The sequence below is a fragment of the Novosphingobium sp. PY1 genome (genome assembly GCF_017312445.1).
In the GTDB taxonomy this organism is placed as follows: Bacteria; Pseudomonadota; Alphaproteobacteria; order Sphingomonadales; family Sphingomonadaceae; genus Novosphingobium.
In genome coordinates this window covers 66420-82725 of sequence record NZ_BLTI01000006.1, presented here as the reverse complement: position 1 = coordinate 82725, position 16306 = coordinate 66420, and the positions used below count along the sequence as shown (strand labels likewise).

General features: G+C 63.5%; 17 protein-coding genes. 12 read left to right on the top strand and 5 right to left on the bottom strand.

The features are described 5' to 3' along the window. Window positions 1-131 precede the first annotated feature (131 nt). Window positions 132-1547, top strand: coding sequence for a cytochrome P450 (locus J3474_RS08465; protein ID WP_207093791.1), 1416 nt, complete (start codon window positions 132-134; stop codon window positions 1545-1547). Window positions 1548-1559: 12 nt separating this feature from the next. Further along, entirely contained in the window at window positions 1560-1892 is a 333-nt protein-coding gene (locus tag J3474_RS08460; protein WP_207093790.1) for a 2Fe-2S iron-sulfur cluster-binding protein, read from the top strand. 40 nt (window positions 1893-1932) lie between these two features. Here the strand turns inward: J3474_RS08460 and J3474_RS08455 are convergent, their stop codons facing one another. Continuing rightward, window positions 1933-2721: an SDR family NAD(P)-dependent oxidoreductase gene (locus J3474_RS08455; protein ID WP_207093789.1), complete on the bottom strand. Its 789-nt coding sequence runs from the start codon at window positions 2719-2721 to the stop codon at window positions 1933-1935. Between the two features lie 131 nt (window positions 2722-2852). Here J3474_RS08455 and J3474_RS08450 point away from each other — a divergent pair, with 131 nt between their 5' ends. From J3474_RS08450 to J3474_RS08430, 5 genes are read left to right on the top strand one after another with little or no spacing between them, the layout of a single operon-like run. Continuing rightward, window positions 2853-3707: an SDR family NAD(P)-dependent oxidoreductase gene (locus J3474_RS08450; protein ID WP_207093788.1), complete on the top strand. Its 855-nt coding sequence runs from the start codon at window positions 2853-2855 to the stop codon at window positions 3705-3707. Continuing rightward, on the top strand, window positions 3704-4129 hold the full coding sequence (locus tag J3474_RS08445; RefSeq protein WP_013836551.1) for a nuclear transport factor 2 family protein: 426 nt from the start codon (window positions 3704-3706) through the stop codon (window positions 4127-4129). The genes J3474_RS08450 and J3474_RS08445 overlap by 4 nt, the downstream gene beginning before the upstream one ends. Beyond that, window positions 4126-4935: an SDR family NAD(P)-dependent oxidoreductase gene (locus J3474_RS08440; RefSeq protein ID WP_207093787.1), complete on the top strand. Its 810-nt coding sequence runs from the start codon at window positions 4126-4128 to the stop codon at window positions 4933-4935. Before J3474_RS08445 ends, J3474_RS08440 begins: the two co-directional genes overlap by 4 nt. After that, on the top strand, window positions 4932-5849 hold the full coding sequence (locus tag J3474_RS08435; protein ID WP_207093786.1) for an NAD(P)-dependent oxidoreductase: 918 nt from the start codon (window positions 4932-4934) through the stop codon (window positions 5847-5849). The genes J3474_RS08440 and J3474_RS08435 overlap by 4 nt, the downstream gene beginning before the upstream one ends. A gap of 19 nt (window positions 5850-5868) precedes the next feature. Further along, window positions 5869-6801, top strand: a complete 933-nt coding sequence (locus J3474_RS08430) for an alpha/beta hydrolase (RefSeq protein WP_207093785.1) — start codon at window positions 5869-5871, stop codon at window positions 6799-6801. A 23-nt stretch (window positions 6802-6824) separates the two neighbouring features. On the opposite strand, the gene J3474_RS08425 is transcribed toward J3474_RS08430, so the two are convergent. Then, a complete protein-coding gene (locus J3474_RS08425; RefSeq protein WP_207093784.1) occupies window positions 6825-7580 on the bottom strand; it encodes an SDR family NAD(P)-dependent oxidoreductase in 756 nt (251 codons plus the stop codon). Between the two features lie 90 nt (window positions 7581-7670). Here J3474_RS08425 and J3474_RS08420 point away from each other — a divergent pair, with 90 nt between their 5' ends. After that, entirely contained in the window at window positions 7671-8735 is a 1065-nt protein-coding gene (locus J3474_RS08420; protein WP_207093783.1) for an alkene reductase, read from the top strand. A gap of 59 nt (window positions 8736-8794) precedes the next feature. Here J3474_RS08420 and J3474_RS08415 read toward each other — a convergent pair whose 3' ends face one another. Beyond that, window positions 8795-9313, bottom strand: coding sequence for a nuclear transport factor 2 family protein (locus J3474_RS08415; protein ID WP_013836557.1), 519 nt, complete (start codon window positions 9311-9313; stop codon window positions 8795-8797). Window positions 9314-9439: 126 nt separating this feature from the next. Further along, window positions 9440-10501, bottom strand: coding sequence for an AraC family transcriptional regulator (locus J3474_RS08410; protein WP_242528276.1), 1062 nt, complete (start codon window positions 10499-10501; stop codon window positions 9440-9442). A gap of 136 nt (window positions 10502-10637) precedes the next feature. Here J3474_RS08410 and J3474_RS08405 point away from each other — a divergent pair, with 136 nt between their 5' ends. Further along, window positions 10638-11429 (top strand): SDR family NAD(P)-dependent oxidoreductase, encoded by a 792-nt coding sequence (locus J3474_RS08405; RefSeq protein WP_207093781.1) that lies wholly within the window; start codon window positions 10638-10640, stop codon window positions 11427-11429. Window positions 11430-11433: 4 nt separating this feature from the next. Beyond that, on the top strand, window positions 11434-12249 hold the full coding sequence (locus J3474_RS08400; protein WP_207093780.1) for an SDR family NAD(P)-dependent oxidoreductase: 816 nt from the start codon (window positions 11434-11436) through the stop codon (window positions 12247-12249). A gap of 73 nt (window positions 12250-12322) precedes the next feature. Here J3474_RS08400 and J3474_RS08395 read toward each other — a convergent pair whose 3' ends face one another. Further along, the gene (locus J3474_RS08395) at window positions 12323-14440 is read right to left on the bottom strand and encodes a TonB-dependent receptor (RefSeq protein ID WP_242528275.1); all 2118 of its coding nucleotides are present in this window, start codon (window positions 14438-14440) and stop codon (window positions 12323-12325) included. Between the two features lie 174 nt (window positions 14441-14614). On the opposite strand from J3474_RS08395, the gene J3474_RS08390 reads away from it, so the two are divergent. Then, window positions 14615-15244, top strand: coding sequence for a TetR/AcrR family transcriptional regulator (locus J3474_RS08390; RefSeq protein WP_013836562.1), 630 nt, complete (start codon window positions 14615-14617; stop codon window positions 15242-15244). Window positions 15245-15311: 67 nt separating this feature from the next. Next, window positions 15312-16289 (top strand): 5'/3'-nucleotidase SurE, encoded by a 978-nt coding sequence (locus J3474_RS08385; RefSeq protein ID WP_207093779.1) that lies wholly within the window; start codon window positions 15312-15314, stop codon window positions 16287-16289. Window positions 16290-16306: the final 17 nt, after the last annotated feature.

The following is a 16306-nucleotide window of genomic DNA, read 5'->3' as shown; positions in this document are numbered from 1 at the left end:
CGCTAAACGATCCGATTCAACAATTGCCGCATGACCGGCAAGGCGCTTCAGACTATTCTTCAATCGCGAGGCAGGCCGCCCGGTAACGGCCGGCTGCGAAACGACCCCTCGCCGAAACGGGAGAAGCAATGATGGCAAGCACTGCCCATACTTCGAGGCCCCTTCCGCTGGTCGGCGGCGCGAGCCCTGTAATCGGCCACCTTGCCCAGTTCTTCCGCGATCCCGTTTCCGTCCTCAAGCGCGGCTACGCGACAAAGGGGCGTCTCTTCGCCCTGAACCTGATGGGCCGACGCATGAACGTCATGCTCGGGCCGGAACACAACCGCTTCTTCTTCGAGGAGACCGACAAGCTGCTCTCGATACGGGAGTCGATGCCGTTCTTCCTCAAGATGTTCTCGCCCGAGTTCTATTCCTTCGCGGAAATGGACGAATACCTGCGCCAGCGCGCCATCATCATGCCGCGCTTCAAGGCCGCCTCGATGAAGCAATACGTGCCGATCATGGCGGAGGAAGCCCTGGCCCTGGTCAAGCGGCTCGGCGATGAAGGCACTTTCGACCTGATCCCCACGCTCGGTCCGGTGGTCATGGACATCGCCGCACACAGCTTCATGGGCCGCGAGTTCCACAAGAAGCTGGGACACGAGTTCTTCGACCTGTTCCGCGACTTTTCGGCGGGAATGGAATTCGTCCTTCCGCTCTGGCTTCCCACGCGAAAGCAGATCCGCAGCCAGCGCGCGAAGAAGAAGCTCCATACGATCCTGCAGGACTGGATCGACAACCGCCGCGCCAATCCGGTCGATCCGCCGGACTTCTTCCAGACGATGATCGCCAGCACTTATCCGGACGGCACCCCGGTCCCCGACGAAACGATCCGCCACCTCATCCTGCTGCTCGTCTGGGCCGGACACGAGACGACTGCGGGGCAGGTAAGCTGGGCCCTGGCCGACCTCTTGCAGAATCCGGATTACCTCCAGACCATTCGCACGGAGATCGCCACCGTCATGGGCAGCGACGATGGCAGCGCCTTCTCCTGGGAACAGGCGCTGGCGATGGGCAAGATGGACTTCTCCCTGCGCGAGACCGAGCGCTTGCATCCTGTCGCCTACATCCTGTCCCGCAAGGCCAGCGCCGATATCGAGCGCGAGGGCTATCGCATCCGCAAGGGCGAGTTCGTGCTGCTCGCGCCCTCGGTCACGCACCGCATGGAAGAGACCTTCCACAATCCCGACTCCTACGATCCGGAGAGGTTCAATCCGGACAACCCCGCGGCGCAGCTTGAGAGCAACTCGCTGATCGGCTTCGGCGGCGGTGTCCATCGCTGCGCAGGCGTGAACTTCGCGCGCATGGAAATGAAAGTATTGATCGCGATACTGCTTCAGCATTACGACATGGAACTGATCGACGAGGTGCGCCCCATATCAGGCGCGAGCACCTATTGGCCCGCCCAGCCCTGCAGGGTACGCTATCGCAAGCGCAATCGAGGCGATGCCCGGCCTGCGGACACCGCCACGCTCGCCCGCGCCGCCGGCTGCCCGGCCCACGCCTGAAGAGATCGCGTAATGGCGAAGGTCACTTTCATCCAGCCCGATGGCACCCAGCGTGAATGCGTGAACTTCGAGGGCATGACGCTGATGCAACTTGGCGTCGCCAACCTCGTCGACGGCATCGACGCCTTGTGCGGCGGAATGATGCAATGCGCGACCTGTCATTGCTGGATCGATCCGGCCTGGATCGAAATCACCGGCCGCGCCGGTGAGGACGAGCGTGCCATGCTCGAAAGCATCGAGGGCGTCGAAATCCGACCCGAAAGCCGCCTCACCTGCCAAATTCAACTGGGAGAAGAACTCGACGGACTGGTCCTCCGGGTTCCTCCAGAGCAACCCGGGATCTGAGCGTACTACCTCTCGCGCCAGACCCCGGGTTGCAAATCGCTCACCCCTGCGGCGGTGTCGGCGAACCGGGCATGCCCATGTAGTAGTGCCCGGCGTTGAGGCCGCCATCGACCGAGAGTTCGGTGCCCATGCAGTAACGCGCGTCCTCGGAAGCGAGATAGGCCGCTGCGGCACCGATATCCTTGGGCTCGCCCGCAAACTGCGCCGGATAGATCAAGTAGCCCTTGTCGTATTCCTCCTTGGGCACGTTCATCGGGTTCGCCAGCGGCGTGTAGATGCCGCCCGGGTGGATCGAGTTCACGCGGATCTTGCGCGGGCCAAGCTCCATCGCCAGCGCCTTGGTGAGGCCGCGCACACCGAACTTGGTGGCGCAATAGACCGTGACGCCATTGGCGCCCGAAATACCGTCGGCGCTGCTCATGTTCACGATCGCGCCGCCACCGGCACGCTCGAGCGCGGGAACCACGGCATGGCAGCCATTGATGACGCCCTTGAGATTGACGTCGATCAGCTTGTCTATTTCACTTTCGGTGAGGTCATCGAAGGCCTTGAAGACGATCACGCCCGCATTGTTGACGAGAACGTCGAGGCGGCCGAACTCTTCCTCGGTCCTGGCCACGGCGTTCGCCCATTCAGCGCGCGATGTCACGTCGTGGCGCGTGAACGCCGCGCCTTCGCCCAGTTCGGCGGCCAGCGCCTCGCCCGCGTCCGCAAGGACATCGGTTATCATCACTTTCGCGCCTTCTTCGACGAAGCGGCGAACGATGCCCTCGCCAATCCCGCGCGAGCCACCTGTGACCAGCGCGACCTTACCTTCAAGCCTTTTCATAGCAATCTCCCTTAGTGACGCCCTTATGCCCATAATCGCCGCTTAGACAATTTCATTTTGCGCATTTTGTTGACAGGATGTCAAACGACTATCAGAACTCGTAAGAAAATAAGAGATGGAGAGGAGATTCCATGAACCAGGAAACCCCCGGACCCCCGGGCATCTCGTTCGATTTCGACGGGAAGAACATCCTTGTCACCGGCGCAGGCGCGGGAATCGGCCGGGCAATCGCCGATGCGTTCCATGCCGCGGGCGGCAGCGTATTTGCGGCCGAGATCGACGAGGGCCTTTGCAGCGACCTTGAGGCATCAGGGATGATCCCTATTGAGGGCGATGTCTGCGCGCCGGACTTTCCGGCCATGGCCGCAGCGCGGATCGAGCAGGCGGGGGGCAAGCTCGACGTGCTGGTCAACAACGTCGGCCATTTCGTCCATCCGCGCCCGTTCTCGATGCTTACGAACGCACAGGCGAACGAAGTGCTCGACGTCAATCTCGGCCAGCTCCTGCGCATGACTTCGATGATGCTGCCGCTGCTGCGCAAGGCCGCTCCGGGCAGTTCCATCGTCAACGTCACCTCGATCGAGGCCTATCGCGGGATTCCGGGGTGTTCCGTCTACGCAGCCGCAAAGGCCGGCATTGCCGGGTTCACCAAGAGCCTTGCACTCGAACTCGGGCCCGAGGGCATCCGGGTCAACGACATAGCCCCGGAAACGACCGATACCCCGCAAGTCCCGCTGGACTTCATGATCCCGCCGGAAAGCCGCGTGCATGAAGACAAGTGGATCCCGCTCGGCCGGCTCGGTCGCCCGGAGGACTGCGCTGGGGCCGCACTCTATCTCGCCAGCCCTCTGGCATCATGGGTTACCGGCACTGCGATCCACGTCGACGGCGGCGCGCTCGCCGCGGCAGGCTGGACCCGCACGCAAGACGGCGAATGGACCGTCGTCCCCCTCGTCACCGGTAACGGCATAAGGATACCCTCATGAACGCCGCCGACACTGCAACGCTGGCAGCCCTGCGCCTCGCCTGCGAAACTTATGCCGCGGGCGCCGACCGCCGGGACAAGACACTGTGGCGCAGCGTCCTTTCAGAACACTGCGTGATCGAAGGCCCCGGCTTTCGCATCGAGGGCTGCGAGAACAATCTCGGCTCGCTGGACATGCTGGGCAAGATGTTCCGCAAGACCCGCCACATCGTCCATCAGATTCACGCTGAAGTCGACGGCGACGAGGCGGTCAGCGAGACTTATTGCACCGCCGACCACCTGATGAGGGAAAGTGACGAAATCCTCTCGTGGTCGCTGCGCTACAAGGACCTCTGGCGGCGTGAAGGCGAAGGATGGCGCATCGCCCATCGCCGTCTCGAGATCGATTGGGAAGAGACGCGCCCTGTCAGGGTGCAGTCATGAGCGGCGCGCTTTCAGGTCAGACCGCGCTTGTCACGGGCGCTACCGGAGCCATTGCCCGCGCCTCCGCGATCGCCCTCGCGCGCGATGGCGCGCATCTCGTGCTCATGGCGCGCCGCCCCGAGGGGCTGGAGCAGGCGCGCGCGGAAATCGCCGCCGCCGTTCCCGGTACGCATATCGCGCTGGAAGTCGGCGACTGCATCGATTCCGAGGCCGTGGCACGCGCATGCAAGGCCGCCTGGGTGATCGCCGAACGGCTCGACATCGTGTTCGCGACAGTGGGCGGCGGCTCCTTCGCGCCGATACTCGATGTCACTCCCGAGGCGCTGCGCAAGGACTTCGAACTTAACGTCATCAGCGCCCATCATGCGCTACGCCATGCCGTGCCACTGATGCCCGATGGCGGCTCCCTGGTGTTCCTGTCCTCGGGCGCAGCGCCGCTGACCTTCCCCGGACTTTCGAGCTATTCGGTCAGCAAGGCCGGGCTCGAGGCGCTGGTGCGCTCGGCCGCCGATGAACTCGGCTGGCGCGGCATTCGCGTCAATGCCGTGCGGCCAGGCCTCACCCGCTCGGACAGCACCGGCAGCATGTTCGACGCCCCCGAAACGCTTGAGAAATTCCTGCCCGAGTATCCGCTCGGGCGCCTCGGCGAGGCGGAGGACATGGCCGGAGCCGTACGCTACCTTGCCGGGCCGGAAAGCGCCTGGGTCACCGGCCAGTGCATCGCCGTCGACGGCGGCAATCTTCTGCGGCGCAGTCCCAACCTCGGGATCGCCTCTCCCTCCAAAAGCGGAGTTCACCAGTCATGAGCAAGAATATCCTCGTCGTCGGCGGAACCGGCGGTCTGGGCGGCCATGCCGCCATTCACCTTTCGGGGCTTGGCTATCAGGTCACCGTGGCCGGGCGCAATGTCCCCAATCCTGACACGCCCATGGCGCAGTTGCCCTTCCTCAAGGGCGACTATGTCGCGGGCGAATTCACGCCGGCACGCCTCGAAGGATTCGACTGGGTGGTCTTTGCCGCCGGCAACGACCCGCGTCATATCCCTGAAGGCAGCGACTATGCCGCGCACTTCATGCGCGCCAACGGCGAGGCCATCCCGGCCTTCTTCGCCGACGCGCGCAAGGCCGGCGTTTCCCGGGCGATCCAGCTTGGCAGTTTTTATCCGCAGGCGAGCCCAGAACTGGTGGCGGGCAACGTCTATATCCAGTCGCGCAAGGCCGCCTGCGAAGGCGCCCGCGCGCAAGGCCGCGAGGGCTTCGACGTCATCAGCGTCAACGCGCCGTTCATGGTCGGCACTGTCCCGGGCCTTCCCAGCGCAATCTTCGAACCTTACGTCCAGTGGGCGCAGGGCCTGATTCCAATCGAGCACTATGCCCCGCCGGGCGGTACCAACTTCATGTCGTTCCGCTCGCTATCCGAAGCGATCGCCGGTGCGCTCGAACGCGGCGAGCCGGGCAAGGCCTATCTCGTGGGCGACGAGAATCTGTCCTTCCGCGCATATTTCCAGCTGTTCTTCGATGCCGTAGGCAGCAAGGTCCGGGTCGAGGAACGCGATGCCGAACTGCCGCTGCTGCCCGACGTGGCCATCCCGCAAGGGCGCGGCAACACCATCGCCTACGAGCCGAATGAGGACGAAGCGGCCCTGCTCGGCTACACCCGCAACGACATTGCCAATGCCGTGCGCGAGATCGTGGCTCAGTTCGCTGCACAGGCCGCCTGAGAAGAGGACCGACAAGACCATGCCGATGAACTCCCAGATCGTCGCGTTCCTGAGCGCCATGCCCGCCATGGAAATGCCGCCCATGTCAGCGGTCACGCCCGAGATGATGCGTTCCTTCAGCGACAATTCGATGGCCACGGGAGAGGCTCTGCCCCTTGCCCGGATCGAGGACATGGACCTGCCGCTTGCGGGCCGCACCATCTCCGCGCGACTTTACGTGCCCGAAAGCGCGGATCACGCGCCGCCGCTCACGCTGTTCTACCACGGCGGCGGATTCGTGATCGGCACCCTCGACACGCACGACAACCTGTGCCGGAAGCTGGCGCAAGAAAGCGGTTCGGCGGTCCTGTCGGTGGGCTATCGTCTCGCGCCCGAGGCGCCCTTCCCGGCCGGACTGGACGACTGCTACGACGCGCTCGTCTGGGCCAGCCGCAATGGCGATAAGCTGGGCATCGATGCCTCGCGCCTGGCCGTTGCGGGCGACAGCGCGGGCGGCAACCTGGCCGCCGCCGTCGCAATCCGCGCGCGGGACGAAGGCGGTCCGAAGCTGCGCCACCAATTGCTGATCTACCCGGTCACAGATAACGACTTCACCCGTCCCTCTTATGCGCAGAACGGGGCTGCGGGCGGGTTCCTGACGACAGAGATGATGCAGTGGTTCTGGAATCACTATGTCGGCAACCGTGATGAAGCGCATATACCGCTGGCGACGGTCCAGCGCACCGAGGACCTCTCCAACCTCGCTCCGGCGACAATCATCACCGCTGAATGCGATCCACTGCGCGATGAAGGCATGGCCTATGCCAAACGCCTTGCCGATGCAGGCGTGCCGACCGAGGCGGAAGTAGCCCCCGGCATGATCCACGGCTTCGCGTCGCTGTTCGAAGCCGTGCCCGACGTGCTCCCCTATCTCGACAGGGCGGGCCGCCGGCTGCGCGAGGCGCTGGCCTGACGGCCGGCGCCCCGTCGCTTGGGTCAGAATGCAATAGCGCCGCCATCGATCACCATCGGGTGACCGGTCACGAAGCTGGCCGCGTCGGAGCAGAGCCAGACCACCGCTTCGGCAATCTCCTCGGGCTTGCCGAAGCGGCCCATCGGAGTCATCGAATCAATCACCGCCTTCAGCTTCGGGTCGGCGGCGATCGGGGCGGTCATCGGCGTTTCGATCACGCCCGGGCACACGGCATTGACGCGAATGCCCCGCTGCGCCCACTTGAGCGCTGCCTGCCGGGTCAGGCCGACGACGCCGTGCTTCGAGGCGACATAGCCGGGCTGGTTCGGATTGCCGACAAGGCCGTTGATCGAAGAGGTGTTGACGATCGCACCGCCGCCGGTCTCGAGCATCGCCGCTGCTTCCTCGCGAATGCAGCGCATCACACCGGTAAGGTTGATCGAAATTGCAACGTCCCAGTTTTCGTCCTCGAACTCGTCACGGCCGAGCAGGTTCACGCCGGCATTGTTGAACGCGCAGTCGAGACGGCCCCATCTATCGACTGCCCTGGCCACCATCGCCTTGATGTCGTCCGGGTTGCTGACGTCGCACCGCTGATATGCAGCCGTGCCGCCCGCAGCCTCAATCATGGAGACAGTCTCGCGGCCTTCAACGTCCTTGACGTCGCAGACCAGCACCCGGGCGCCCGAGCGGGCGAAGGCCAGCGCCGCAGCCCGCCCGATCCCACCGCTTGCCCCGGTAACGAGCGCGACCTTACCGTCCAGGCCGTAATTGATCATCCTTTGACTCCCACTTGCATACGTAGATGATTGTATCCTATAAAACGCAAAGTAAGGTCAGTCGAACATTTTAATTAAGGAATGCGGATAATGTCATCGCTTTTCACCACTGTTAGCCTTGGGGCCGTAGAGATGGCGAATCGCGTGGTCATGTCTGCCATGACCCGTGACCGCGCCGGTCCCGGCGATGTTCCCGGCGAGCTGATGGTCGAGTATTATCGCCAGCGTGCCGGTGCCGGGCTGATCGTCACGGAGGGCACCCAGCCCTGCGCGGAAGGCAAGGGCTACTGGCGCACGCCGGGCATCTATTCCAACGAGCAGATCGAAGGCTGGCGCAAGGTTGCCGACGCGGTCCACACCGAAGGCGGAAAGATCGTCATGCAGCTCATGCACGTGGGCCGCGTCGTCGTCCCTGCCAACCGGGGCTTCGACGCGGACGTTGTCGCGCCGAGTGCGATCCCCTGCCCCGACAAGGTACCCGGCCCCGACGGCGTGCCGGTCGAATGCGCCATGCCGCGCGCCCTTGCGTCTGATGAACTGCCGCTCGTTGCCGAACAATATGCCCAGGCCGCCCGCAATGCCCGCGCCGCCGGGATCGACGGGGTAGAGCTGCACTGTTCGAGCGGCTACCTCATCAACCAGTTCCTGAACGCGAGCAGCAACCAGCGCAACGACGATTTCGGCGGCGATCCCGAGCGCCGCGCACGCTTTCCCGCCATGGTCGTCAAGGCGCTGGCCGATGCCATCGGCGCGGACCGCGTCGGCGTGCGTTTTTCACCCGGCAATCCCTACAACGGCATGGCCGAAGCGGACCCGGCCGCCACGTTCGCACCTTTCCTCGATGCGATCGAACCGCTGGGCTGCGCCTATGCCCACGTTGTCGACATGAAGCTGGAAACGCTCGACACCCTCGCCTTCGTGCGTGAGCGGTTCAGCGGAGCGATCATTGCCAACAACATGCTAACGCTGGAGAGCGGAAGCGAACTTCTCGATTCCGGCCGGGCCGATGCGATTTCGTTCGGGCGCTCGTTCATTGCCAATCCCGACCTCGTCGATCGCCTGCGCCGCGGCGCGCCGCTCGCAAAGCCGGACTTCACGCACCTCTATTCCGGCGAAGAACGCGGCTATACCGATTACCCTGCCCTGACTGACTGACTGACCGACTGAAGCACGGCGGTGACGGCACAGGTTTCCGTCGCCGCCTATTCCTTCATTCAGGCCGGTTGCGCCGCCGGAGTGGGCATCTCGCCATAGGCCAGCACCTTGATCGCGCCGTCCGCGCCGACTTCCTCAGTAATAAGCGAAGTCACCTTGCTTACGCTTTCCGCAATGTACCAGCGCCCGTCCCTGCGGCGGTAGATGTCCTCATACTCCACGGCGAGCCGCGTCACCTGCCGCTGGCCGACGAGGATGGTCCGGAAATTAAGCGACCAGAGGCCCTTCGCCTCATCCGTCCCGGTCAGTTCTATGTCCCAGTTGGTTGCATGATGGATGTCGAACACGCCCGGCTGACATCCCATCTGGCGGAACGTCTCGACGAAATCGTCGCGCCGGCTGTAAACCGGAAAGCCCTGATAGGCGATCCGGACCTCGACGGGATCGAAGCTGTCCCTGACGGCTTCAACGTCCTTGAGGTCGCAGGCGCGCAGATAGCGTGATTTCAGGAGGCGGATTGCCTCCTTGTCCTCAAGCGCCGCAAGGCGCGCTGCGAGATCAGATACTGTGTCGGTCATCCTGTCCTCTCCGGAAATTGCATGTCCACCGGCTCTTCCGGCATTTGCGCTTATCATTGACCAATTCGTTGCGCGAAAGAAAGTCATTTTCGACCAATGATCGCCACTTGCGTTCTTGAATGCCGGTCATTCCTCCATGTTCATTTCCCGCCAGCGGGTGGGAGCCATGCCCGCCCACTGATGGAAGGCCCGCCGGAAAGCGCCCGGATCCGCGAACTGGCAATGCTGCGCGATGGCCGAAACTGTCAGCCTCCGGTCCGACAGCAGGCGCTGTGCCAGTCCGAAGCGGGCCTCGCGCTTGAGCTGCACCATGCTCGTTCCCTCGGCTTCGAGCCGGCGCTTTATCGTCGCCGCGCCCATTCCGTACTGCCGCGCAAGACCGGCGATGGTCGGCAGGCGTTCGCCGCTGCTCAGGGCCAGGCTCATCTGCCTGGCAATGGTACGCGACAGGTGCTCATCGCAGTCCTGCGGCTGCATCAGGTCGAACGGGAAATATTCAAGCAGGCGGTCCAGTTCGCCCGCGCTGCGCACCACCCTGCGGCCCAAGACTTCTGCAGGCATGACAAGGGCGTTTTCCGCCGAACGGTACACGATCCGATGGGGCATCAGGTATTCGGCGACCCGGCTGTCCAGAACCGGCTCGTAGCGCAATTGGACACCGGTGAGCGGCAAGTCCTGCCCCACCAGCCAGCCGAACAGGCGGTGATAAGTGGACAGGCCGGTCAGGTCCGAGAAGCACGCGCTGACGTTACGGCGCCTGCGGATCGTCGCCATTTCCATGATGGCCCTGCCACCGTCTGTCCTGAGCGTCAGGCGGGCAAGACGAGGGCCCAGGATCTGCGAGTAGTCGTCGATCCGGCGGATCACCTGCTCCAGCGTGCGGCAGTTGATGACGACATGGCACATGAGGTCGAAGCCCAGCTTCGACAGGGGCTCACGCCCCTCCTGCCAGGCCGCGACCGCGTCGATGGCCCAGGTGCACTGAGCGAAGAGACGCGCGAAATCATGCCGCGAGAGGGCTTGCGCATCGTAGCCATCGTTCCGCAGCAGTGAGGCCACATGACCAAGACCCGCACCGGCCAGAACAGAGTCCCGCTGCCCGCCGACATGATCGACAATCCTTAGCAACTGACGCGCCACCTCCAGCGACACTTCACCAGGGGCAGCGCGTGAAATTCGCTTCGACACTCTGATTCTTCCAGTCACTGTCTTTGAGCTATTCTGTAGTTTCCATCGCATCGGCGAGCGGCGCAAGATCAAGTGCAGGAAAGCGTGGCCTCGGTTGCCGACGCTACGACCATTCCTTTGGGATAGGATACTGGACATGACCCGAATTCTGGAAGGGCGCGCCGCCATCGTCACGGGCGGCGGACAAGGCGTGGGCCAGGGCATCGCCCGTGCGCTGGCCGAGGCGGGCGCAAACGTGCTGATTGCCCAGCGCAATGCCGAACAAGGTGAGGAAGAGGCCGCGTTCCTGCGCAGCGCACACGGCATCGACGCCGCGTTCCTGCGGAGCGATGTCACGATACGTGAACAGGTCGAGGCGATGGTCGCCGCCGCACAGGATCGCTGGGGACGACTCGACCTGCTGGTCAACAATGCCGGGGCCAGCTTCCCCAAGCGGATCGAAAACCACACCGACGAGGAGATGGCCGGTTCCTTCGCGCTCAACTACTGGGCCGTGTTCTGGGCCATGCGCGCCGCCTTCCCGATCATGAAAGCGCAGAAGTTCGGGCGCATCATCAACATGGGCTCGCTCAACGGCGTCAACGCGCACATGTTCACCGTCGCGTACAATGCCAGCAAGGAAGCCATGCGCGCACTGACACGAACCGCCGCGGTCGAATGGGGGCCCCACGGCATAACCTGCAACACGATCTGCCCGTCGGCGAGCAGTCCGCAGGCACGCGACTACTTCAAGGCCAACCCGGAGATGACCTCGCAGATTCTCCAGCAGGTGCCCGCTGGCCGTTTCGGCGATGCGGAAAAGGACATCGGCCCGATCGCGGCCTTCCTCGCCAGCGAGGGCGGCAGCTACATGAACGGCAATACGCTTTTCGCTGACGGAGGCTCTCATGTGAACGGCGTCGCCTGGCGTCCGCAAGTGGAGGACTGATCCCATGCAGAGGCTTCAGGGCAAACGCGCCGTCGTAACCGGCGCGGCGCAAGGCATCGGTGCAGCAATTGCGCGGCGCCTGGCGGAGGAAGGCGCGACTGTTGCCCTTCTCGACCTCGATGCGGACAAGGCTGGCGCCGTACTCGGCACCCCGCATTTCGGCCTCGCCTGCGACGTCTCGGACACGGCAAGCGTGGATGCGGCCTTTGCGCAAGTGCAAGCGCGCCTCGGAGGCGTGGACATACTCGTCAACAATGCCGGGCGAGGCAGCGCGCCAGACGACGGGATGGACCTCTTTTACGCTGCACAGGCCGAGCGCGCGCAGCAAATCGCCGAAGGCAAGGTGCCGAGCGTGTTCGTCGATCAGACAATCCATTGCTCGGACGAGGGATGGTCGCAGGTGCTGACGGTCACGCTCGACGGGGTGTTCCGGTGCAGCCGTGCAGCGGTGCGCCTGATGGCGGAGGAATGCATCGGCGGGAGCATCATCAACATCGGCTCGACCGCAGGAGTGAAAGGCAATGGGCCAGTCCCCTACTGTACTGCCAAGGCAGCGGTTCTGGGCATGACGCGCGCCATGGCATGTGAACTTGCCGACCGCGGCATCCGCGTGAACGCGGTCAATCCAGGCGCGACCGAAACGCCGATCTATGCGGGCCTTCCGCCGGAGCTGAAGGACTCCATCGCCGCCGACAGCGTGTTGAAGCGCCTCGCCAGCCCAGAAGAAGTCACCGGCGCGGTGGCCTTCCTCGCCAGCGAGGACGCCAGCTTCGCGACCGGCAGCACGGTCACCGTCAATGGCGGGGCATATTTCACCTGAGGCGTGAAGCGCCGACGCCAGAAAGATCGGGGCCGCGTCGGGATAAACCGACGCGGCCCTTTTCCATTGGGTCTCAGTACTTGAAGGTCAGTTCCACGCCGTAAGTGCGCGGCTGCCCGAAGAAGGCGCTGGGCAGACCGGCATTGAAGTGGTCGGCATAGTAGACCTTGTCGGTCAGGTTCCGGCCGAAGACCGCGAGCTGCCAGTTGCCGAAGCCGACCGGAATGTCCGAAAGCGTCACGCGTCCATTGAGCAGGCCATAGCTGCCGACGATGTAGCGGGAATCGGTTGAAGAGGTCATCTTCTTGTCCTGCAGGAAGTAGTCCGCATAGACCGCGAAGGTGCCGATCGGGCTCGGCGGGAACTCGTAGTTCACGCTCGTGACAAGCGTGTGGTTCGGCGCCTGGATATAGTTGTACTGCGAGGTCACGTCGTCGCCGGCCGCATTCAGGATGCGGTCGTACTTCGCGTCGAGATAGGCATAGTTGGCCGAGACGGTCAGTCCGCGCGCGGGACGCAGCGAGAGATCCAGTTCGAGGCCCTTGATCGTCGCCTTGCCCGCGTTGAGCACGTCGGTCCGGGCAATGTTGTTCGGGTCCGACTGCACGTTGAGCTGTATGTCCTTGTAGCTCGTGTAGAAGAACGCAGCGTTCAGCCGCAGGCGGTTGTCCAGCATGTCGGACTTCACGCCGAACTCGTAGGAAGTCAGCGTCTCGTCACCGAAGCCTGCATTGAATCTATCGGTCGTGCTGGCGCGCACGTTGTAACCGCCGGTCTTGTAGCCTGAGACGACCTTGGCGTAGGCGTTGGTCTTGTCCGAGAACTCGTACCGCAGCGTCGCGCTCGGGCTGAAGTTCTGGAACGCGCGGTCGCCGCGGCCCGGCGTACCGGGGATCGGATCACCTACGGAAGGAACCGCGACGTCCTGAAGCGTGGCCTTGCGTTCGTCACGCGACCAGCGGCCGCCCAGGGTCACGAACAGGCGGTTGTCCAGAAAGGCCGGGTTGTAGGTGGCCTGCGCGTAAACGGCGTAGGCCTTGTTATCGATAGTGACCGTGCGCTCGCTGCGCGGACGCCCCGGAACGACGGTGGTGTCGAAGCTGTCGGCGCTCTCCTCGAAGTAATAGAAGCCGAGGACGTATTCGAGGCGATCATCGAGCCCGCTGCCGATGAGCTGCAATTCCTCGCTGAACTGCTTCTGGCTCGAATCGAACGCGGTGCGGAACACCGGAAACGGTCCGAAGATACCCGAATGATAGTCCTGCATCGTCTGGTTGCGGAGCTTGCGATAGCCCGTGATCGACTTGACGGTAAGCGAGTCCGAAACGTCCCAGCTCGCCGTCAGGTTATGGCCCTGTGAAACGACGTCATTGGGCTGGAGGTTGCTGACGCTCGGCGAACCGGCGGTCGGGCGCGGGGCCACTTCCGGATAAAACGGCACATAGGCAATGAAAGCCGGCGTGTCGTTGATTTCCGAGCGGTCATAGGTGTAGCGAACCGAGATCGCGTCGGTCGGCTGCCACAGCGCGGCGGCGCGGTAGCCGTCGCGGCGCTGGTCGCCAAAACGCTTCACGCCGGTACCGAGGTTGTCGACATAGCCGTCCATCTGGGCGTGAAGGTAACCGAATTCGACCGCCAGGGTATCGCCGATCGGCACGTTGACGCGGGTGCGGCTGCGGAACTGGTCGTAGTTGCCGTAAGTCAGCTTCTGCTCTGCACCGAATTCACCCAACTTGGGCGCGCGGGTGATGAAATTGATCGCGCCGCCGGTCGCGTTGCGGCCATAGAGCGAACCTTGCGGACCGCGCAGGACTTCGACGCGCTCCAGCTCGGCGACGTCGGAGGCGAGCCCCTGGCTGCGCGCAACATAGACGCCGTCGATATAGACGGCGACGCTGGGGTCCATCGTGATCTGGTCGTCGTTGTTGCCGACGCCGCGCATGAAGATGCGTGCGGTAATGGCACTGTTCGGGTGCGGCGTGACCTGAAGCGCGGGAACCTGCGTCCTGAGGTCGGTCAGGTCCGAGATTCCCTTATTCTCAAGATCCTGCAGACCTAGCGCGACGATCGACACCGGAACGTCCTGAAGCGATTCCTCGCGCTTCTGGGCGGTGACGACGATTTCATTGAGTCCGTCGCGGCTGCCGGCTTCCTGAGCGACTGCCGGCGACGCGAATGCGATTCCTGCCACTCCTGCGAGCAAGAATGTGCGTACGTTAAGCGACATAACCATTTACCCTCCCATTGCGTAGAAATATATATGATATAGTACGCATTTGATTTTCTACCTACATGAAGGTAGAAAGGCAAGTGGGTTTATCAAAGTGGCCTTTTCGGCCAGAAAACGGGCCAAATTGGACGGGAAATGAAGGCAATCAGGCACCAGCGGGGAAAAGCGACTCGCGAAGCGATCGTGAAGGCGGCCGAAACCGTATTTGCCGAAGTCGGCTATGGCGAAGCCCGGCTTGAGGACATCGCCGCCATCGTGGGCGTCCGGCGTCCCTCGATGGTCTATTACTTTGCGGGCAAGCAGGAGCTCTATGACGCGGTCGAGGCGGACATCTTCGAGGCGATGCACCACTTCTCCCGCGAGCGGCTCGAGGGCGTCACCGGCCCCCTCGAAAAGCTGCTGGCGCTGACCGATGCCTGGCTCGACTTCATTGTCGCCAGGCCGACGGCGGCGCGAATCATCCAGCGCCTGATCGCGGACGTACGACCGCGCCAGGGCAATCCCATCGAATTCTCCCACGTCGCGCTAGACATTCTGGAAGACATCGTGACCGAAGGCGTGGAATCCGGGCGTTTCCGCCCCGTATCGCCGATGTTCGTATTGAATGGCGTGTCCGGGGGCATCCTGTTCTACGTCAACAACAGCACGTTGATCGGCGAGCAGCGTTTCTACGAGCCATCAGATCCCGAAACTTTGGCGGAATATCGCGCACTGCTGGGGCGGCTGATCCGCGCCGCGGTGCTGTGCGATGCCCCGGCAGGATAACAAGCGCGAGAGATACCGCCCCGGCAAAATAAAGCCGCACGGGGCTTCATTCCTGAAAGGACCATTGATGCACAAGCGATTGGGGGCCGCGTGCCTTCCCTTCCTCCTGCTGGCGGCGCAAGCCGCGGATGCCCGCAACATCGTCATTGCGAACGACGACGGGCTCACCAGCAATGTCATTGCGCTCTACAACGCCCTGAAATCGCGCGGCGACGATGTGATCGTCTCGGTTCCCTGCACGGGCCAGAGCGGCATGGGCGCAGCGGTCAAGTTCCTGCGCCCCCTTGGTCCGCTGGCTCAGGACTGCCACAACGGCGCGGCTCCCAAGGGCGCGCCCGCGGTCGGACCCATCGAGCGCCCGGGCATAGCGAAGCAGGACTTCCACTACGTCGACGGCACGCCGGTCATGGCCTTGCTTTACGGAATTGACGTCCTGGCGCAGAAGCGCTGGGGCCATGCGCCCGACCTCGTGCTGTCCGGTCCCAACGAAGGGCAGAATATCGGCAGCATCATCGTCAGCTCGGGCACGGTCAATGTCGTCCAGTACGCTTCGGCCCGCGGCATTCCCGCGATCGCGCTGAGCGCCGGCGAGGAAACAGCCGACAACAAGACGCTCGCCAATCCGCAGTCGGCCGAGATCGCATCGCTCTCGGTCAAGCTGCTCGATGCGCTGGAAAAGCAGGCGAGCAACAAACCGCTGCTTCCCACCGGCACTTCGCTGAACGTCAATTTCCCGCACCAGCTCGAGAATGCCCGCTGGAAGCTCACCCGGGTCGGCACATACGACGCCTATGGCGTCCATTTCGTCGAGGACATGAGCCAGTCGCCGATGGCCAAGGCGCTCGGCGCCGGCGATGTCGCCCTGCCCGGCATCGTGATCGACATGAACCAGGCCAAGCCGACGCCTGCGCAGAAAGACGACGAATCGGTCGCAGTGCGCGATTCCATCACCATCTCCGTAATGCAGTTGGGTTATGGCTCGAATGCCAGAACAGGCCAGAACGCGGCGAAGGCGCTGGTGAGCCGCCTCTCCCGCCAGCGTTGAGGACAGCCCCGCGCCGC